The 18,157-nt window shown below is 57.2% G+C and carries 18 protein-coding genes; 13 read left to right on the forward strand and 5 right to left on the reverse strand.

The genetic code is table 11. The features are described 5' to 3' along the window. Positions 1 to 31 precede the first annotated feature (31 nt). Both glnE and OGW17_RS19345 read right to left on the reverse strand, forming a co-directional pair. On the reverse strand, positions 32 to 2,872 hold the full coding sequence (gene glnE / locus OGW17_RS19340; RefSeq protein ID WP_071257841.1) for a bifunctional [glutamate--ammonia ligase]-adenylyl-L-tyrosine phosphorylase/[glutamate--ammonia-ligase] adenylyltransferase: 2,841 nt from the start codon (positions 2,870 to 2,872) through the stop codon (positions 32 to 34). 228 nt (positions 2,873 to 3,100) lie between these two features. Then, positions 3,101 to 4,402, reverse strand: a complete 1,302-nt coding sequence (locus OGW17_RS19345) for a CYTH domain-containing protein (RefSeq protein ID WP_071257840.1) — start codon at positions 4,400 to 4,402, stop codon at positions 3,101 to 3,103. A gap of 241 nt (positions 4,403 to 4,643) precedes the next feature. Here OGW17_RS19345 and OGW17_RS19350 point away from each other — a divergent pair, with 241 nt between their 5' ends. Next, positions 4,644 to 5,264, forward strand: a complete 621-nt coding sequence (locus tag OGW17_RS19350) for a TIGR04211 family SH3 domain-containing protein (protein ID WP_012135182.1) — start codon at positions 4,644 to 4,646, stop codon at positions 5,262 to 5,264. 64 nt (positions 5,265 to 5,328) lie between these two features. Continuing rightward, on the forward strand, positions 5,329 to 6,570 hold the full coding sequence (locus OGW17_RS19355) for a multifunctional CCA addition/repair protein (protein WP_071257839.1): 1,242 nt from the start codon (positions 5,329 to 5,331) through the stop codon (positions 6,568 to 6,570). A gap of 199 nt (positions 6,571 to 6,769) precedes the next feature. Here the strand turns inward: OGW17_RS19355 and bacA are convergent, their stop codons facing one another. Further along, positions 6,770 to 7,588, reverse strand: a complete 819-nt coding sequence (gene bacA, locus OGW17_RS19360) for an undecaprenyl-diphosphate phosphatase (RefSeq protein ID WP_071257838.1) — start codon at positions 7,586 to 7,588, stop codon at positions 6,770 to 6,772. A gap of 90 nt (positions 7,589 to 7,678) precedes the next feature. Further along, positions 7,679 to 8,047 (reverse strand): bifunctional dihydroneopterin aldolase/7,8-dihydroneopterin epimerase, encoded by a 369-nt coding sequence (gene folB / locus OGW17_RS19365; protein WP_012135187.1) that lies wholly within the window; start codon positions 8,045 to 8,047, stop codon positions 7,679 to 7,681. A gap of 106 nt (positions 8,048 to 8,153) precedes the next feature. Here folB and plsY point away from each other — a divergent pair, with 106 nt between their 5' ends. Continuing rightward, positions 8,154 to 8,771 (forward strand): glycerol-3-phosphate 1-O-acyltransferase PlsY, encoded by a 618-nt coding sequence (plsY, locus tag OGW17_RS19370; RefSeq protein WP_012135188.1) that lies wholly within the window; start codon positions 8,154 to 8,156, stop codon positions 8,769 to 8,771. Positions 8,772 to 8,874: 103 nt separating this feature from the next. Here plsY and ttdR read toward each other — a convergent pair whose 3' ends face one another. Continuing rightward, positions 8,875 to 9,810: an L-tartrate utilization transcriptional activator TtdR gene (gene ttdR, locus OGW17_RS19375; RefSeq protein WP_071257837.1), complete on the reverse strand. Its 936-nt coding sequence runs from the start codon at positions 9,808 to 9,810 to the stop codon at positions 8,875 to 8,877. A gap of 210 nt (positions 9,811 to 10,020) precedes the next feature. Here ttdR and ttdA point away from each other — a divergent pair, with 210 nt between their 5' ends. The 10 genes from ttdA to ureG all read left to right on the forward strand — a co-directional run bounded on the left by ttdA (position 10,021) and on the right by ureG (position 18,103). After that, positions 10,021 to 10,932, forward strand: coding sequence for a L(+)-tartrate dehydratase subunit alpha (gene ttdA, locus OGW17_RS19380; protein WP_012135190.1), 912 nt, complete (start codon positions 10,021 to 10,023; stop codon positions 10,930 to 10,932). Continuing rightward, positions 10,929 to 11,534 (forward strand): L(+)-tartrate dehydratase subunit beta, encoded by a 606-nt coding sequence (gene ttdB / locus OGW17_RS19385; RefSeq protein WP_071257836.1) that lies wholly within the window; start codon positions 10,929 to 10,931, stop codon positions 11,532 to 11,534. Before ttdA ends, ttdB begins: the two co-directional genes overlap by 4 nt. A 48-nt stretch (positions 11,535 to 11,582) precedes the next feature. Further along, on the forward strand, positions 11,583 to 13,046 hold the full coding sequence (locus OGW17_RS19390; protein WP_071257835.1) for an anion permease: 1,464 nt from the start codon (positions 11,583 to 11,585) through the stop codon (positions 13,044 to 13,046). 123 nt (positions 13,047 to 13,169) lie between these two features. Next, positions 13,170 to 13,994, forward strand: a complete 825-nt coding sequence (locus OGW17_RS19395) for an urease accessory protein UreD (protein ID WP_200025832.1) — start codon at positions 13,170 to 13,172, stop codon at positions 13,992 to 13,994. Between the two features lie 10 nt (positions 13,995 to 14,004). Continuing rightward, positions 14,005 to 14,307: an urease subunit gamma gene (locus OGW17_RS19400; protein ID WP_042289336.1), complete on the forward strand. Its 303-nt coding sequence runs from the start codon at positions 14,005 to 14,007 to the stop codon at positions 14,305 to 14,307. A gap of 10 nt (positions 14,308 to 14,317) precedes the next feature. After that, on the forward strand, positions 14,318 to 14,638 hold the full coding sequence (locus OGW17_RS19405; RefSeq protein ID WP_012135195.1) for an urease subunit beta: 321 nt from the start codon (positions 14,318 to 14,320) through the stop codon (positions 14,636 to 14,638). After that, the gene (ureC, locus tag OGW17_RS19410) at positions 14,631 to 16,334 is read left to right on the forward strand and encodes an urease subunit alpha (RefSeq protein WP_047461135.1); all 1,704 of its coding nucleotides are present in this window, start codon (positions 14,631 to 14,633) and stop codon (positions 16,332 to 16,334) included. Before OGW17_RS19405 ends, ureC begins: the two co-directional genes overlap by 8 nt. Before the next feature lie 9 nt (positions 16,335 to 16,343). Then, positions 16,344 to 16,802 carry an urease accessory protein UreE gene (ureE, locus tag OGW17_RS19415; RefSeq protein WP_012135197.1) on the forward strand — a complete coding sequence of 153 codons (459 nt, stop codon included), beginning with the start codon at positions 16,344 to 16,346 and terminating at the stop codon, positions 16,800 to 16,802. Continuing rightward, a complete protein-coding gene (locus OGW17_RS19420; RefSeq protein ID WP_047461132.1) occupies positions 16,802 to 17,476 on the forward strand; it encodes an urease accessory protein UreF in 675 nt (224 codons plus the stop codon). Before ureE ends, OGW17_RS19420 begins: the two co-directional genes overlap by 1 nt. A 9-nt stretch (positions 17,477 to 17,485) precedes the next feature. Next, the gene (ureG, locus tag OGW17_RS19425; RefSeq protein WP_071257833.1) at positions 17,486 to 18,103 is read left to right on the forward strand and encodes an urease accessory protein UreG; all 618 of its coding nucleotides are present in this window, start codon (positions 17,486 to 17,488) and stop codon (positions 18,101 to 18,103) included. The last annotated feature ends 54 nt before the right edge of the window (positions 18,104 to 18,157 follow it).

Consider the following 18,157-nt stretch of genomic DNA (forward strand, 5'->3'; position numbering starts at 1 on the left):
TCTTAAAATTTGCGCGCGATAATAGCACACTTCACCCGGCAACCAGCCACTTCTGCCAGCTTGCCCGTACCAGTGCGCGTTCCTTGCTGAAGCACTCTTGCGCCACATGCCCCGGAAGCTCCTGTAGCGCAAGGTGATGAAGCTCATCGCGCAGCGTGGTATAAGCCTGCGTCAGCGCCTGCGCTTCCTGTTCATCCATAATGTCGTTTTGCGCCAGCAGTTCCAGAATGCGCACGTTATCGGACCAGCGCGTCAGCTTCGGCTTTTCATGCGCATAGCGCAGCACCAGATATTGGGTAATAAATTCAATATCGGTGATCCCGCCTTCGTCGGCTTTGATATCAAAACGATCGCGATGCTTGTTGCCCAGATGCGCGCGCATTTTCTCGCGCATTTCGCGCACCTCGGTCTGCAACGTTTTGCCTTCGCGAGCGAGGGTCATGATATCGCGACGCACGGCGTCAAACTGCGAGGTCAGTTGCGGGTCGCCATAAACCACACGGGCGCGCACCAGCGCCTGATGCTCCCATGTCCAGGCTTCGTTTTTCTGATAATCGGCAAAGGCTTCCGCCGACGTGACCAGCATTCCCGCCGCGCCGGACGGGCGCAGCCGCGCGTCCACTTCATACAAGATACCGGAAGAGGTGCGGGTGCTGAACAAGTGCATAATGCGCTGCGCCAGGCGTAAGTAGAACTGGCGGCCGTCGATTTCACGCTCGCCGTCGGTCATCACGTCCATTGGGCAATCGTGCAGGAAGATCAGATCAAGATCGGAGCTGTAGCCCAGCTCCCAGCCGCCCAGCTTGCCATAACCCACCACCGCAAACCCGCGTCCGGTGCGCTCAGCAAGGTGCGTCGGCTGCCCATAGCGCGCCACCATTTGCCCCCACGCCTGCTGGACAACGGCGTCGATAATGGCCTCCGCCAGCCAGGTCAGGTGATCGCTGACCTTCATCACCGGCAGCGTACCGGCGATATCCGCCGCCGCAATGCGCAACAGTTGCGTTTGTTTAAACTGGCGCAGCGCTTCCAGCTGCTGCTCTTCGTCATCTTCCGGCACACGCAGCAAATACTGGCGTAACTCATCGCGATAAGCGTCGGTCGCCGTTGGCTGATACAGCGTATTCGGGTCCAGTAGTTCATCGAGCAACAGCGGATAACGCGCCAGCTGGCTCGCCACCATCGGCGAAGCGGCGCACAGCGAAATCAGGTGCTTCAGCGCGCCGGGAAATTCGCTCAGTAATTCAAGGTAGGTGGTACGCGTAACGATCCCCACCAGCAGAGGCGTAATACGCGACAGCGGCACAGAGGCATCTTCGCGCGAGCACACGTCGCTAAGCAGATGCGGCATCAGATGGTCGAGCACCTGCCGCCCACGCGGGCCAATGGTGCGCTTATCCAGCTCTTTACGGAAGTCGGCGATTAACGCCAGCACGCGTCCGCGATCGTCGTCGGACAGATGCGCCAGCACCGGCGTGGTATCATCTTCCTGTAGCGCATCCTGCCACAGCTCGCGCCAGTGTTCCGACAGCGTATCTTCCTGAGTATCGGTTTCGTCATCGCCAATCAGTTCGTTAAATACCCGACGCACGTTAGCCATGTGCGCCGCCAGAATGTCGGTGAGCTGCGACCAGTCATCCGTGCGCATTCCCCAGGCCAGACGCGCCCGGTTCAGTTCATCGCCCGGCAGCGTCTGGGTCTGCTCATCATTGATGCTTTGCAGCAGGTTTTCCAGACGGCGCAGGAAGAGATAGGCCGCGCGTAACTGTCCGGCGTCATTTTCTGGCAACAGGTGCAGCGCATCAATCGCGCTCAGCGTCGGCAGCAACGAGCGCGATTGCAGCGAGGGTTCCCGTCCGCCGCGAATCAACTGGAACACCTGCACGATAAACTCAATTTCACGAATACCACCGGCGCCAAGCTTAATATTGTCTTTCAGACCGCGACGACGCACTTCACGGGCAATCATCCCTTTCATATTACGCAGGGACTGGATCACGCTGAAATCGATATAGCGGCGGAACACGAAAGGTCGCAACATGGCGCGTAGTTCATCGACATACGCACTGTCGGCAGCGCCCATAATGCGAGCTTTGACCATCGCATAACGCTCCCAGTCGCGCCCTTGTTCCTGGTAATAATCTTCCAGCGCGGCAAAACTCAGCACCAGCGGGCCACTGTCGCCAAACGGGCGCAAGCGCATATCCACTCGGTACACAAAGCCGTCCATCGTCGGCTGGTCCAGCACTTTGATCAAACGCTGCCCCATGCGGGTAAAGAACTGCGCGTTATCCAGCTCGCGCCGACCTCCCCGGGTGGAACCGTGCTCCGGCCAGGCGAAGATCAGATCGATATCCGAGGAGAAATTCAGCTCGCCGCCGCCCAGTTTTCCCATCCCCAGAATCAGCAACGGTTGAGGTACGCCATCATGGTTGCAGGGCGTACCCCATTCGCGACAGCAGGCGTCATACAACCAGTCGCGCGCGGCGACGATCAACGTTTCCGCCAGATGGCTTAGCTGTTGCAGAATGTTTTCTTCTTCCACCAGCGACAGCGCCTGCGCCCAGGCGATACGTACCATGATGCGGCGACGGAATACGCGAAGCTCGCGCATCAGCGCCGCTTCATCAGTCACCTGCGCCAACGCGTCCTGTAACCACGCGGCATAATGCCGCCACTCATCGGCCTGCGGCGGCGCGCTTTCCAGCTCAGTCAGCCATTCGGGATGCGCAATCACGCTGTCCTGCACAAAATCACTAAATGTAAGTACTGACTTCGCCTGAACGCTAAGCGTGGCTTCAGCCAGGATTTCTGGTAACCGCTCAACCACGGTCTGCCAGTGCTGCTGTAACGGTGAAGAAAGCGGCTTCATTTAAGGTGTGTCCTCAGATGGCTAACTAATCCCGATGAGTGTTGCCGGATGGCGGCGTAACGCCTTATCCGGCCTACAAAACCTGCGCCCGTAGGCCTGATAAGATGCGCAGCATCGCCATCAAGCGTCTGACATTGCCGGATGGCGGCGTAACGCCTTATCCGGCCTACAAAACCTGTGCGCCGTAGGCCTGATAAGATGCGCAGCATCACCATCAGGCGTTACTGGTTATCGTTTTCCGCTATGCAGCCAGAACGGCTCCTGGAAGATCGCCTCATTGCGGAAGTGTTCAACTTCAATGCGCTGCCCTGTCACAATCGCGTGGCGCAGGCCCTGCCAGTTCTCCAGCCAGGCCTGTACCGCATTCGCGTCGTAATAACCTGCCAGCAGCAAAATGCTGTCAATATCGCGGGTCAGGCGCGGAAGCTGATCGCGATACCGATCGCCCAACGGCTGCCCGAAAGTCGCTTTCAGCTCCGCCGCGTGGCGCGACAGGTGAATATCGGCAAAGCGTTTGAAAGAATCGGCCATTTTCGCCTGCGCTTTGGCGTCGAGGAACGGTTGCCAGGCTTTGGTGACCAGCCATTCGGTCAGCGCCAGTTTAGCCATCGCCGTTTGCGTGCTATAGATAGCCGTGATGGCTGAAACCTCAGAGACAAGGGTCGCTTCCGACTGCGTCAGCAAATCGCGTAAGTGAGCGCTTGCTTTACGCGGTACAATGCCGCCAAACAGCATCAGCGCATGGCGAACCAGCCCCATCGCCGCCAGTACATCCGCTTTGGCGGCGTCATTTCCACGCACCCACAGCTCTTCATGGTACTGCCATTGCGACAATGCCAGCTCCAGCGCCGCTTCCAGCCCCTGCTCAATGCTGGCTTTGGCTGGCGCTTTCAGCACCGCAGTAGGTCTGATCTCACGCGGAGCATTCCCCTGCGCCAGATGATATCCCCGTGCGGCCTTGCTCAGGCTGCCCTGACGCAGACCCGCTTGCGACACCAGTTGGTTTGCCAGTTTCAACACCGCACGGGTCTCGCCGCTTAACAGTTCCAGCTCCAGCTCGCAAATTGGCTCGGCACATTCTCCGGCCTTCACTTCGCCAAGATCGAGCGCGATTTCAATACGGCTGCCGTCAACGTCCACCAGCCATTTCTCACGGTAAAAATCGGTGCTGAACAGCGGCTGCACGCGTGAAGCGAGATCCGCGGGCAGCTCGCCGTTCGGCCAGACCTCCTGCGGGAGCCGTGCGAGATCCAACGTCGGCTCGCTCAGCGCAACATTGTATTCCGGCCGTTGATGTAGGCCCCCCGTGACCCGACCGGCGATTTTCATGGTCATTTCATAACGACCATTCTCGCCACGAATGCGCAGACCCATATCATGTCCACGCAACCACTTGTCCGGCGTTTCATAGTAAATGTTCTGTAACTGGCTGGGCGCATGGTGCTCGCCGCCGAGTGTTTGCAGATGGTCACGCAACGCGTCTACAGCGTCGTGATTAACGATAAACTTTAATTCGATTTCCTGAGCCATTGCCTTGTACTTATGGGTTATGTCACATATGGGAAGAATGACGGCGAACTTAACGCGTTCTTTTTTGTCAGTAGATAGTATTTTGCGCCAAATTGCCATGCAACGAGCAATTTGACGGGCGTAAAAGTTTAAAACAGTGGCAAAGATGACACAGATGATTCCGATTGATGTCGAATGCTTTGCGTAGAGACACTGATGCCACTACTATCGTTCCACTTTTTATGACAAAAACGACAGCCTGATGCCAAAATTACGCCTGATTGGATTAACTTTACTTGCACTTAGCGCCACTGCCGTCTCCCACGCAGAAGAGAAGCGCTATGTCTCTGACGAACTGAATACCTGGGTCCGCAGCGGTCCGGGAGATAATTATCGCCTCGTGGGTACGGTGAATGCCGGCGAGGAAGTGACATTATTACAGACTGACGCCAACACGAATTACGCTCAGGTGAAAGACAGTACAGGTCGTACTGCCTGGATCCCGATGAAAGAGCTGAACAGCTCGCCCAGCCTGCGTATCCGCGTACCGGATCTGGAAAATCAGGTTAAGACGCTGACCGATAAGCTGAACAATATTGATACCACCTGGAATCAGCGCACGGCCGACATGCAGCAAAAAGTGTCGCAGAGCGACAGCGTGATTAACGGGTTGAAAGAAGAAAACCAGAAGCTGAAAAACGAGCTGATCGTGGCGCAGAAGAAAGTCAGCGCCGCCAATCTGCAACTTGATGACAAGCAGCGCACCATCATTATGCAGTGGTTCATGTATGGCGGCGGCGTGCTGGGGCTCGGCCTGCTGCTCGGTCTGGTTCTCCCGCACATGATCCCAAGCCGTAAACGCAAAGACCGCTGGATGAACTAAATCGCCTTCTCTGCCGCACTGACATATGATTAAGGGATGATTTTTTTCAGGAAGGGAAAGTGGCGTGAAGATTTATCTGGTCGGTGGTGCTGTTCGGGATGCGTTGTTAGGGCTACCGGTCAAAGATAAAGATTGGGTGGTGGTTGGCGCCACGCCGCAGGAGATGCTTGACGCGGGCTACCAGCAGGTAGGCCGCGACTTTCCCGTGTTTCTTCATCCGCAAACGCGTGAAGAGTATGCGCTGGCGCGCACCGAGCGTAAATCCGGTTCAGGCTATACCGGCTTTACCTGCTATGCCGCGCCGGACGTGACGCTGGAAGAAGACCTGCAACGTCGCGACCTCACCATTAATGCCCTCGCGCAGGATGACGACGGCCATATCGTCGACCCCTATCAGGGGCGTCGCGATCTGGACAATCGCCTGCTGCGCCATGTTTCCCCCGCCTTTAGCGAAGATCCGCTGCGCGTGTTGCGCGTGGCGCGTTTTGCCGCCCGCTACGCGCACCTCAGTTTCCGCATCGCTGATGAAACCCTGGCCTTGATGCGCGACATGACCGCCGCAGGCGAACTGGAACACCTCACGCCGGAGCGCGTATGGAAGGAGACCGAGAACGCCTTAACCACGCGCAATCCGCAGGTTTTCTTTCAGGTGCTGCGCGACTGCGGCGCGCTGCGCGTTCTGTTCCCGGAAGTGGACGCGCTGTTTGGCGTTCCGGCTCCGGCAAAGTGGCACCCGGAAATCGATACCGGCATCCACACATTGATGACGTTATCAATGGCCGCCATGCTCAGCCCGAACGTTGATGTGCGTTTCGCCACGCTCTGTCACGACCTTGGCAAAGGCTTGACGCCCAAAGCGCTCTGGCCGCGCCATCATGGTCACGGCCCGGCAGGCGTAAAGCTGGTCGAGCAGTTATGCCAGCGTCTGCGTGTGCCGAATGAGATTCGGGATTTAGCCAAACTGGTGGCGGAATTCCACGATCTCATCCATACCTTCCCGATTTTGCAGCCGAAAACGATCGTGAAGCTGTTCGATTCGATTGACGCCTGGCGTAAGCCGCAGCGCGTAGAGCAAATCGCCCTGACCAGCGAGGCCGACGTGCGCGGTCGTACCGGTTTTGAGGCGTCTGACTATCCGCAAGGTCGCTGGCTGCGCGAAGCGTGGCTGGTCGCGCAGGCGGTGCCGACAAAAGAGGTGCTGGAGGCAGGCTTTAAAGGCGCGGAGATCCGCGAAGAACTCACCAGACGGCGAATTGCAGCGGTGGCTAACTGGAAGGAACGGCGTTGCCCGAAACCCGAGGCGTAAGCTCACCGTTTTGTTGCCGGATGGCGCTCCGCTTATCCGGCAACAAAATCGAACCGTAGGCCGGATAAGGCATTTGCGCCGCCATCCTGCAACAAAATCGAACCGTAGGCCGGATAAGGCATTTGCGCCGCCATCCGGCATTAAAATCCAACCGTAGGCCGGATAAGGCATTTACGCCGCCATCCGGCATCAAGCGTTATCAGAAGAAAACAACGTAGACCGCAGCAGCCACGACAAAGCGGTAAATCGCAAACGGAATGAACGAGATACGCTTAATCAATTGCAGGAAGGTTTTGATGGCGATCAGCGCCACAATGAACGCAGTCACAAATCCCACGGCGAACATGGGGATATCTTCCACCGTCAGGAACGACCAGCTCTTGTAGAGATCCAACGCCGTCGCGCCCATCATCATCGGAACGGCCAGCAGGAATGAGAATTCCGATGCGGCATAGCGACTCACCCCCATCAACATCCCACCGGAAATGGTCGCGCCGGAACGGGAAAAGCCCGGCCACAGCGCCAGACACTGGAAGCAGCCAATCATAAACGCCTGACGATACGTCATATCGTCCAGGCCCGGCGCGCGCGGCTCTTTCGGCTTCAGGCATTCCGCGGCAATCAGCAGCAGACCGCCCACGACCAGCGCATACATCACGTTAACGGGATTAAACAAAGACTTAATGGTGTCATGGAACACCAGGCCCAGCACCACGGCCGGGATCATCCCCAGCACAATATGCCCTAACGTCAGCCGCCCTTTTCCGGTGCCTTCATGCGGTTGTTTGCCAAAGTGAATGCCGATCAGGCCGAACAAACGCCGCCAGAACATCACCACCACCGCCAGGATCGATCCCAACTGAATTACCACCTCAAACGTCTCTGCCGTATCGCCTTCAAAACCCAACAGGTGACCAACAATGATCATATGGCCCGTGCTGGAGACGGGCAAAAACTCCGTCAATCCTTCGACCACACCCAAAATTGCCGCCACCAGCAGCGAGTGTATATCGCTCATCAATAAACCCCTAAATCAAAAAAAACGAACAGCAGTTATGACTCCAGCTTTAAGACCCATATATCGCCGTTTGGTTTAAAAACTATGAAGTTAATTATTTTCTTTCAGATTATTGCCACGCTCAATGATAACGCCAACATTCGCCGCACGCGCTACGGCGCCGGGCTTACTGAGCTTGATGCGCACCCACGGAGAGTTAAAGCGGCTGAGCAGCAGATCTGCCACCTCTTCCGCTACGCGTTCGACTAACGCAAAACGGCCGCCCTCCACATGGCTGACTACCGTATCGGCAATGTCGGCATAGCTCAGACAATCCGCAACGTCGTCGCTTCTGGCTGACTTACGGTTGTCCCACGCCATTTCGATATCGAACACCAGTTTCTGTTCGATAGTTTGCTCCCAGTCGTAAACACCGATAGTGGTGATTACCGAAAGTTGCTCTATAAATACAATATCCATCACGACCTGCCTGCTTTTTGGCTAACCCGGATACCACTTCCGGCGAAATATGCGTATTATCCACAGAAGTAGCGTTTAACACGACATTTTCAAAACGGAACAGCTTATGAGTGCAATCGCGCCTGGAATGATCCTCTTCGCGTACCTCTGCGGCTCAATTTCCAGTGCCATTCTGGTCTGCCGCATTGCAGGTTTACCCGACCCGCGTCAGAGTGGCTCCGGTAACCCTGGCGCGACCAATGTGTTACGCATAGGGGGCAAGGGAGCAGCCGTAGCGGTACTGATTTTCGACGTCCTCAAAGGCATGCTGCCGGTCTGGGGCGCTTATGCATTAGGCGTAACCCCTTTCTGGCTGGGCCTGATTGCCATCGCCGCCTGTCTGGGGCACATCTGGCCGGTCTTTTTTGGCTTCAAAGGCGGGAAAGGCGTCGCGACCGCATTCGGCGCGATCGCGCCCATCGGCTGGGACTTAACTGGCGTGATGGCGGGCACCTGGCTACTGACCGTCTTACTGAGCGGTTACTCGTCATTGGGCGCGATCGTCAGCGCGCTGATTGCGCCATTCTACGTGTGGTGGTTTAAACCCCAGTTCACCTTCCCGGTCTCTATGCTGTCTTGCCTGATTTTGCTGCGCCACCATGACAACATCCAGCGCCTGTGGCGTCGTCAGGAGACGAAGATCTGGACGAAACTCAAGAAGAAGCGCGAGAAAGATCCGCAGTAGTTTTTTGCACCACGCCGTAGGCCAGGTAAGGCGAAGCCGCCATCAGGCACATACGCATCGCCGGATGGCGACGCAAAGCGTCTTATCCGGCCTACAGATTGGTTCACCACGCCACCTGATATCCCTCGTCTGGCTTGCCGAGTCGCTTCTGGCACCATGCCGCCAGAAACTCCACACATACCCGTAACTTTACGCTGCGGTACAGCGGTTCCTGATAGACCGCCCAGATATTGGCGCTCTGCGCATACTCCGGCAATACCCTCACCAGTTTACCGCTCGCCAGAAACGGCTGCACATCCCACTCTGAACGCAGCATGATCCCTTTGCCCTCCAGCGCCCACTGCAAAACAATTTCACCGCTATTGGAAGAGAGGTGTCCGGTTACTTTCACTGATTTTTTCTCTTGCCCGTTCCCCAGTTCCCATATGCCGTGGGTCATATCACGTTCTTTTGTCACCAGACAATCATGACCGCTTAATTCTTGTAAGGTTTTCGGCTCAGGATATTTCTGGAGATATGCGGGAGACGCGCATAATATTCTTTTATTCTTTGTTAACAAATGCGCAATATAATAATCAGGAATTTCATCGTTAATCCGAATATCCAGATCGATATTATCCTGTACCAAATCAATTTGCCGATCGAAGAGTTCAAAGTGAACCTGTAATTCAGGATAATTGCGCATCAGGTCGGTAATGGCAGGTGCAATATAACTGCGGCCAAAACCAAAACTACAGCCAATGCGAATCATTCCCTCCGGGCGCGTTTTTATTTGCGTCACCTCATCCACCAGCCGCTGATAGTGCGTGAGGAGCTTCAGCGCATGTTCATAGCAGCGTTGCCCGCTTTCCGTCAGCGCAACACCTCTTGCCGAGCGGTTCAGCAGCGTGGTGGCAAGGGTTGTCTCAAGAATCTGAACCCGTTTCGTCACGAACGCAGGCGTTTGCCCCAGCGCCGCCGCTGCCGCGCTAAAGCTTCCCGTATGGACAATTTCAACCAAAACCTGTAGGTCTTTGGCTAAGGGATAGTTGTTCAGCATCTGTCGGTTATCCGTGATGTTAATACGCGCAGTGTAAATCTCTTAACGTCGTTAAACCCTGCCTTTGCTCAATTTTCATCACCTTTCTGTGGTGTGATTCACGAACTGTTAATTGCATATACACAGTGACAAAAAATATAAAACCACACCTTTAGTGGTAGTTTACTCCAGAGAATTTATTTCCAGATTAATAAAAGAACTGGAGTTGATATGATGAGCAATCAAAATAACCAAAATGCGGTTACTACGTTGACGGATATTGTCGCTAATTTTACCGCCATGATCTCCACCCGAATGCCCGACGACGTCGTCGATAAATTAAAACAGCTGCGTGATGCCGAAACCTCATCGATGGGAAACATTATCTACCACACGATGTTCGATAACATGCAGAAAGCAATCGACCTGAACCGCCCGGCCTGCCAGGACACGGGCGAAATTATGTTCTTCGTGAAGGTCGGTTCCCGCTTCCCGCTGCTGGGCGAGCTGCAAAGTATTCTTAAGCAGGCCGTGGAAGACGCCACCGTAAAAGCGCCGCTACGCCATAACGCGGTCGAAATTTTCGACGAAGTGAATACCGGCAAAAACACCGGCAGCGGCGTGCCGTGGGTCACCTGGGAGATTATTCCCGATGGCGACGATGCGGAAATTGAAGTTTATATGGCGGGCGGCGGTTGCACGCTGCCGGGGCGTTCCAAAGTGCTGATGCCTTCCGAAGGCTACGAAGGCGTGGTGAAATTCGTCTTTGAAAACATCTCCACGCTGGCGGTCAATGCCTGTCCGCCGGTACTGGTCGGCGTGGGCATCGCAACCTCCGTCGAAACCGCCGCCGTGCTTTCCCGCAAAGCGATTCTGCGCCCGATAGGCACCCGTCATCCAAATCCAAAGGCGGCAGAGCTTGAGCTGCGGCTGGAAGAAGGGCTAAACCGCCTGGGAATCGGCCCACAAGGGCTGACCGGCAACAGCTCGGTGATGGGCGTACACATCGAATCCGCCGCCCGTCATCCGTCAACCATTGGCGTGGCCGTCTCCACCGGCTGCTGGGCGCACCGTCGCGGTACGCTGCTGGTTCATTCTGACCTCTCCTTCGAAAACCTGTCCCACACCCGGAGCGCGTTATGAAAAAGATCCTCACTACCCCGATCAAAGCCGAAGACCTGGAAGATATCCGCATTGGCGATGTGATCTACCTGACCGGAACGCTGGTGACCTGTCGCGACGTTTGTCACCGCCGCCTGATCGAACTCAAGCGCCCCATTCCTTACGATCTCAACGGCAAAGCGATTTTCCACGCCGGGCCGATTGTGCGTAAAAACGGTGATAAATGGGAGATGGTCTCCGTCGGCCCGACCACCAGCATGCGTATGGAAGCCTTTGAAAAAGAGTTCATTGAGCAGACCGGCGTAAAGCTGGTGGTCGGAAAAGGCGGTATGGGGCCGCTGACCGAAGAAGGCTGCCAGAAATTCAAAGCGCTGCACGTCATCTTCCCGGCTGGCTGCGCGGTGCTGGCGGCGACCCAGGTCGAAGAGATAGAAGAGGTGCACTGGACGGAACTCGGCATGCCGGAATCGCTGTGGGTTTGCCGGGTGAAAGAGTTCGGGCCGCTGATTGTTTCTATTGATACCCACGGCAACAACCTGATCGCCGACAACAAAAAACAGTTCGCCGAGCGTCGCGGTCCCATCGTTGACGAGATCTGCGAGCACGTGCACTACATCAAATAACCCTTCAGGAGAGGCGCTGCGCCTCTCCCTTTTCTCAGGGATACGACAATGGCACCTTTATCTGGTTGGTGGCGATACCTGGCTCCACTGGTGGTCATCGCCATTATTGCTGTTTTGCCCGTCCCCACCGGTCTTGAGAGCCACACCTGGCTCTATTTTGCGGTCTTTACCGGCGTCATTGTGGGACTCATTCTGGAACCTGTACCGGGCGCGGTCGTGGCGATGATCGGGATTTCGATCATTGCCGTTCTGTCGCCGTGGCTGCTGTTCAGCCCCGATCAGCTCGCGCAGGAAGGTTTTAAATTTACCGCCAAAGCCCTCTCGTGGGCGGTGTCTGGTTTTTCTAACTCGGTTATCTGGCTGATTTTCGCCGCCTTTATGTTTGGCACCGGCTATGAAAAAACCGGTCTCGGTCGGCGAATTGCGCTGATGCTGGTGAAGAAGATGGGCCATCGCACGCTGTTTCTTGGCTATGCGGTGATGTTTTCCGAGCTGATCCTCGCCCCGGTCACGCCGTCTAACTCCGCGCGCGGCGCCGGGATCATCTACCCGATTATCCGCAACCTGCCGCCGCTCTATAACTCGCAGCCTAACGACGCCAGTTCCCGCTCCATTGGCTCGTATATTATGTGGATGGGCATCACCGCCGACTGCGTTACCAGCGCCATTTTCCTGACGGCGATGGCGCCTAACCTGTTGCTGATTGGCCTGATGAAAAGCGCATCCCATACGGCGCTAAGCTGGGGCGACTGGTTCTCAGGAATGCTGCCGCTAAGCATTCTGCTGGTCTTGCTGGTTCCGTGGCTGGCCTACGTGCTGTATCCGCCGGTACTGAAGTCGGGCGACCAGGTGCCGCGCTGGGCGGAAGCTGAGCTAAAGGAGATGGGCCCGCTCTGCTCGCGCGAGAAAAAGATGCTGGTGCTGATGGTCGGCGCGCTGGTGCTGTGGATCTTCGGCGGCGATTACATTGATGCCGCGATGGTCGGTTACAGCGTGGTGGCATTGATGCTGGTATTACGCATCATCTCCTGGGATGACATCGTCAGCAATAAAGCGGCATGGAACGTTTTCTTCTGGCTGGCTTCGCTGATTACGCTCGCCACCGGACTGAACAATACTGGCTTTATCACCTGGTTTGGCAAACTGCTGGCAAACGGGCTAAGCGGCTATTCGCCGATGATTGTGATGGTCGCGCTCATCGTGGTGTTTTATCTGTTACGCTACTTTTTTGCCAGCGCCACCGCTTATACCTCCGCGCTGGCGCCGATGATGATTGCCGCCGCGCTGGCGATGCCGGACATCCCCTTACCGGTGTTTTGCCTGATGGTCGGCGCCGCCATTGGTCTGGGCAGCATTCTCACCCCCTATGCGACCGGCCCAAGCCCCATCTACTACGGTAGCGGTTATCTGCCGACGGTGGATTACTGGCGGCTGGGCGCTATTTTTGGCCTGATCTTCCTGGTTCTGCTGGTAATAACCGGCCTTGTCTGGATGCCTCTCGTTTTGCTGTAAACCTCGTTGGGGCGGCATGACGTCGCCTCTTTTTTCCATAAGCTTCTCGTATGACCATTTTCCCGATGCGCTGAGGCATACTTTTTTGTATGCACCTCCCCTCACGCTGATAAGGGAAACGCTCTGGACACCGTTGCGCACAAGACTCTCACACGGGGCTGGCAGGCCGAACTGGATCTGCGGTTTACCCGCGCCGCGCATAAAACAGTGCTCACTTCGGCGCGACACGTCGGCCCGCTGACGGTACAGCGTCCGTTTTACCCGGAAGACGACGTTTGCCACCTCTATTTGCTTCATCCGCCGGGCGGCATTGTCGGTGGCGATGAACTCACGATTTCCGCCACGCTTGCAACAGACAGCCATGCGTTAATCACCCAGCCTGGCGCAGGGAAGTTTTACCGCAGTCGCGGCCCTCAGGCGCAGCTGCGGCAGGATTTTTATCTCGCCCCGCAGGCCACGCTGGAGTGGCTGCCGCAGGATACGATCCTTTTTCCCGGCGCGAACGCTAACATCCAGTCGGTCTTTCATCTGGCGCAAGAGAGCCGACTGCTGGCCTGGGATCTGCTCTGTTTGGGGCGACCGGTGATGCAGGAGACCTTCAGCCACGGCACGCTGCGCAACCGCCTGGAAGTATGGCGGGACGGTACGCCGCTATTAATAGAAAGGCTGCACCTTGAGGGAGGAAACCTGCACACCGTCGCCAGACATCCCTGGAGCGGTACGCTGCTCTGTTATCCCGCCACGGAAAAGATGCTGGACGGCGTACGCGAGCAAATTGCCCCCCTCGGCGACTACGCTGGCGCGACGCTGATTGATTCACTGCTGGCCCTGCGCTTCCTCGGGCACGACAACCTGCTTATCCAGCGCGTTATGCGCGCCGTCTGGCAATCCTTACGACCACAACTGACCCAAAAACCGCCATTCCTGCCCCGTATCTGGCAGACATAAGAGAATCACTATGGAACTGACTCCCAGAGAAAAAGACAAGCTGTTGCTCTTTACCGCCGCGCTGGTGGCGGAGCGTCGTCTGGCGCGTGGACTGAAGCTGAACTACCCGGAATCGGTGGCGCTGATCAGCGCTTTCATTATGGAAGGCGCCCGCGACGGCAAAAGCGTGGCGTCACTGATGGAAGACGGTCGCCATGTGTTGACCCGCGATCAGGTGATGGAGGGTGTGCCGGAAATGATCCCGGATATTCAGGTTGAAGCCACCTTTCCAGACGGCTCGAAACTGGTCACCGTTCATAACCCGATCGTATAAAGGAGGAACCATGATTCCAGGCGAATACAGGATCTCCACGGGAAACATCGCGATCAATACAGGCAGAGAAACCTGCACGATCGTGGTTGAGAATCATGGCGATCGCCCGGTTCAGGTCGGATCACACTATCACTTTTACGAGGTCAACCCCGCATTACGCTTTGACAGGCAAGCCGCACGCGGTTTTCGCCTGAACATCCCCGCAGGCACGGCAGTGCGTTTTGAGCCGGGGCAAAAACGCGAGGTCGAACTGGTGCGCGTCGCCGGGGCACAGCGTATTTTTGGTTTTCGCGGCGAAGTAATGGGCTCTCTGGAGGCAGACAATGACTGAGATTTCCCGGCAGGCTTACGCCGACATGTTTGGCCCGACGACCGGCGACCGGGTGCGTCTGGCGGATACCGAACTGTGGATCGAAGTCGAAAACGATCTCACGACCTACGGCGAAGAGGTGAAATTCGGCGGCGGTAAAGTGATCCGCGACGGTATGGGCCAGGGGCAAATGCGTGCTCGCGCGTGTGTGGATCTGGTGATCACCAACGCGCTGATCGTCGATCACTGGGGGATCGTCAAAGCGGACATCGGCATCAAAGACGGCAGGATCTTCGCCATCGGCAAAGCCGGTAACCCGGATATTCAGCCCAACGTGACGATCCCGATTGGCGTCGGCACGGAGGCGATCGCCGGCGAAGGAAAGATCGTTACCGCAGGCGGCGTGGACACGCATATTCACTGGATCTGCCCGCAGCAGGCGGAAGAGGCGCTGGTCTCTGGCGTGACGACCATGATTGGCGGCGGCACCGGCCCGGCGGCGGGCACCAATGCCACCACCTGCACGCCTGGCCCGTGGTACATCGCCCGCATGTTGCAAGCGGCGGACAGCCTGCCGGTGAATATCGGTTTTCTCGGCAAAGGGAATGGCTCGAACCCGGACGCGCTGCGTGAGCAGATTGCCGCCGGCGCGATCGGCCTGAAGATCCACGAGGACTGGGGCGCGACGCCTGCGGCGATCGACTGTGCGCTGACCGTGGCTGAAGAGATGGATATTCAGGTCGCGCTGCACAGCGACACGTTAAACGAGTCCGGTTTCGTCGAGGACACGCTGGCGGCAATTGGCGATCGCACGATCCATACTTTTCATACCGAAGGGGCGGGCGGCGGTCACGCCCCGGATATTATCACCGCCTGCGCGCATCCCCATATTCTCCCCTCCTCCACCAACCCGACGCTGCCTTATACCGTCAACACCATTGACGAGCATCTCGATATGCTGATGGTCTGCCACCATCTCGACCCGGATATCGCCGAAGATGTGGCGTTTGCCGAGTCGCGTATTCGTCGGGAAACCATCGCCGCCGAAGATGTGCTGCACGATCTCGGCGCCTTTTCCCTGACCTCGTCGGATTCCCAGGCGATGGGACGGGTGGGCGAAGTCATTCTGCGCACCTGGCAGGTGGCGCACCGGATGAAAGTACAACGCGGCCCGTTAGCGGAGGAGACGGGCGATAACGACAACCAGCGCGTAAAACGCTACATCGCCAAGTACACGATAAACCCGGCGCTAACCCACGGCATCGCCCATGAGGTCGGTTCTGTTGAGGCGGGAAAGCTGGCGGATCTGGTGCTCTGGTCTCCGGCCTTTTTTGGCGTAAAACCCGCAACACTCATTAAAGGCGGGATGATCGTCTGCGCGCCGATGGGTGATATCAACGCCTCGATTCCTACCCCGCAACCGGTGCATTACCGGCCGATGTTTGGCGCGCTTGGCGCGGCGCGTCATCACTGTCGCCTGACCTTTCTTTCTCAGGCTGCGGTTGAAAACGGCATTGCGCAGCAGCTCAACTTACGCAGCGCCACCGCCGTCGTGAAAGGCTGCCGGACGGTAAAAAAAGCCGACATGATCCACAACAGCCTGCAACCCAACATCACCGTTGACGCCCAGACTTACGAGGTGCGCATTGACGGTGAGCCGATCACCAGCGAACCGGCAGACGTGTTGCCGATGGCCCAGCGTTATTTTTTATTCTGAGGAGACGACATGCTGTATCTGACGCAACGTATTGAAACGCCCGCCGCCGTCACGGCAACGCTGACGCTCCCTATTGATGTCCGCGTCAAAAGCCGGGCGAAGGTAGTGCTGGGCGACGGACGCGAAGCCGGTTTACTGCTGCCGCGCGGTTTGCTGTTACGCGGCGGCGATCGCCTGAGTACGGAAGATGGCGCAGAGGTGGTGGAGATCATCGCCGCAAACGAAGCCGTTTCGGTCGTGCGCTGCGCCGATCCGTTCCTGCTCGCCAAAGCCTGCTACCACCTGGGCAACCGCCACGTTCCGCTGCAAATTCTGCCTGACGAGCTGCGCTATCACCACGATCACGTACTCGACGACATGCTGCGCCAGTTCAGCTTAGAGGTGACTTTCGCGCATCTGCCCTTTGAACCGGAGGCGGGGGCATATGCCAGCGAATCTCACGGCCATCACCACGGCCACGCCCACTGATGACTGACGCCAGACAACGGCTGCGCCTGATGCAGCTCGCCAGCAGCAGTTTACCGGTGGGATCGTTTACCTGGTCTCAGGGACTGGAGTGGGCGGTGGAGATCGGCTGGGTGAAAAACGCGGAAGACTTTGCGCACTGGCAAACGCAACAGCTGGAGCAGAACTTTTTTACCGTCGACCTGCCGATTTTCGCCCGGTTGTACCACGCCTGTGAACGGAATGACGTTACCGCCGCTCGCCGCTGGAGCGCATATCTGCTGGCCTGTCGGGAAACCAGGGAACTGCGCGAAGAAGAGCGCAGCCGGGGGGCGGCGTTTACACGCCTGGTGGTGGACTGGGTGCCGGACTGCCCGCAGACGTGGCGTCCACTTTTTGCCGACAGCCAGCTCTGCGGTATGGCGTGGCTGGGCGTGCGCTGGCGCATCCCGCTGACGGATCTGGCGTTAAGCCTCGGCTACAGCTGGTTAGAAAGCGCGGTGATGGCGGGGGTGAAACTGGTGCCCTTCGGACAACAGGCGGCGCAGCAGCTCATTCTTTCGCTTTGCGACCATTACGCGCAGGGTATGGCGCAGGCGCTGGCTCGCCCGGATGCGGATCTGGGCTCATCCACGCCGCTGGCCGCCATCGCTTCTGCCCGTCACGAAACACAATATTGCCGATTATTTCGCTCCTGAGGAGACACGATGAACGACTATAAACATCCCCTGCGCGTCGGCGTGGGCGGTCCGGTGGGTTCCGGTAAAACCGCCCTGCTGGAAGCGTTATGCAAAGCGATGCGCGATACGTATCAACTGGCGGTGGTGACTAACGATATTTATACCAAAGAGGATCAGCGCATTCTTACCGAAGCGGGCGCGCTGGCGCCGGAAAGGATTGTCGGCGTGGAAACCGGCGGTTGTCCGCATACCGCCATTCGCGAAGACGCCTCAATGAACCTGGCGGCGGTGGAAGCATTAAGCGAGACATTCGGCAACCTGGATCTGATCTTTGTCGAGAGCGGCGGCGATAACCTGAGCGCCACCTTCAGCCCGGAACTGGCCGATCTGACGATCTATGTGATCGACGTGGCCGAAGGCGAGAAGATCCCGCGTAAAGGCGGACCGGGGATCACCAAATCCGATTTTCTGGTGATCAACAAAACGGATCTGGCGCCGTATGTGGGCGCGTCGCTGGAGGTGATGGCGCGCGATACAATGCGTATGCGCGGGGATCGGCCGTGGGCGTTTACCAACCTGAAAGCCGGTGACGGCCTGGCGACGATTATTGCGTTTCTGGAAGATAAAGGGATGTTGCGGGTATAGCGTTTTTTATCGCCGGGTGGAGGCTTCGCCTGACCCGGCCTACGGTATTGTAAA

This window comes from Citrobacter sp. CK181, from assembly GCF_030333595.1.
Taxonomy (GTDB): Bacteria; Pseudomonadota; Gammaproteobacteria; order Enterobacterales; family Enterobacteriaceae; genus Citrobacter_B; species Citrobacter_B koseri.

Bases quoted from the DNA above. Each gene is read 5' to 3' on its own strand.
- glnE (WP_071257841.1), bottom strand. From the start codon at position 2,872: ATGAAGCCGCTTTCTTCACCGTTACAGCAGCACTGGCAGACCGTGGTT.
- OGW17_RS19345 (WP_071257840.1), bottom strand. From the start codon at position 4,402: ATGGCTCAGGAAATCGAATTAAAGTTTATCGTTAATCACGACGCTGTA.
- OGW17_RS19350 (WP_012135182.1), top strand. From the start codon at position 4,644: ATGCCAAAATTACGCCTGATTGGATTAACTTTACTTGCACTTAGCGCC.
- bacA (WP_071257838.1), bottom strand. From the start codon at position 7,588: ATGAGCGATATACACTCGCTGCTGGTGGCGGCAATTTTGGGTGTGGTC.
- folB (WP_012135187.1), bottom strand. From the start codon at position 8,047: ATGGATATTGTATTTATAGAGCAACTTTCGGTAATCACCACTATCGGT.
- plsY (WP_012135188.1), top strand. From the start codon at position 8,154: ATGAGTGCAATCGCGCCTGGAATGATCCTCTTCGCGTACCTCTGCGGC.
- ttdR (WP_071257837.1), bottom strand. From the start codon at position 9,810: ATGCTGAACAACTATCCCTTAGCCAAAGACCTACAGGTTTTGGTTGAA.
- ttdA (WP_012135190.1), top strand. From the start codon at position 10,021: ATGATGAGCAATCAAAATAACCAAAATGCGGTTACTACGTTGACGGAT.
- ttdB (WP_071257836.1), top strand. From the start codon at position 10,929: ATGAAAAAGATCCTCACTACCCCGATCAAAGCCGAAGACCTGGAAGAT.
- OGW17_RS19390 (WP_071257835.1), top strand. From the start codon at position 11,583: ATGGCACCTTTATCTGGTTGGTGGCGATACCTGGCTCCACTGGTGGTC.
- OGW17_RS19400 (WP_042289336.1), top strand. From the start codon at position 14,005: ATGGAACTGACTCCCAGAGAAAAAGACAAGCTGTTGCTCTTTACCGCC.
- OGW17_RS19405 (WP_012135195.1), top strand. From the start codon at position 14,318: ATGATTCCAGGCGAATACAGGATCTCCACGGGAAACATCGCGATCAAT.
- ureC (WP_047461135.1), top strand. From the start codon at position 14,631: ATGACTGAGATTTCCCGGCAGGCTTACGCCGACATGTTTGGCCCGACG.
- ureE (WP_012135197.1), top strand. From the start codon at position 16,344: ATGCTGTATCTGACGCAACGTATTGAAACGCCCGCCGCCGTCACGGCA.
- OGW17_RS19420 (WP_047461132.1), top strand. From the start codon at position 16,802: ATGACTGACGCCAGACAACGGCTGCGCCTGATGCAGCTCGCCAGCAGC.
- ureG (WP_071257833.1), top strand. From the start codon at position 17,486: ATGAACGACTATAAACATCCCCTGCGCGTCGGCGTGGGCGGTCCGGTG.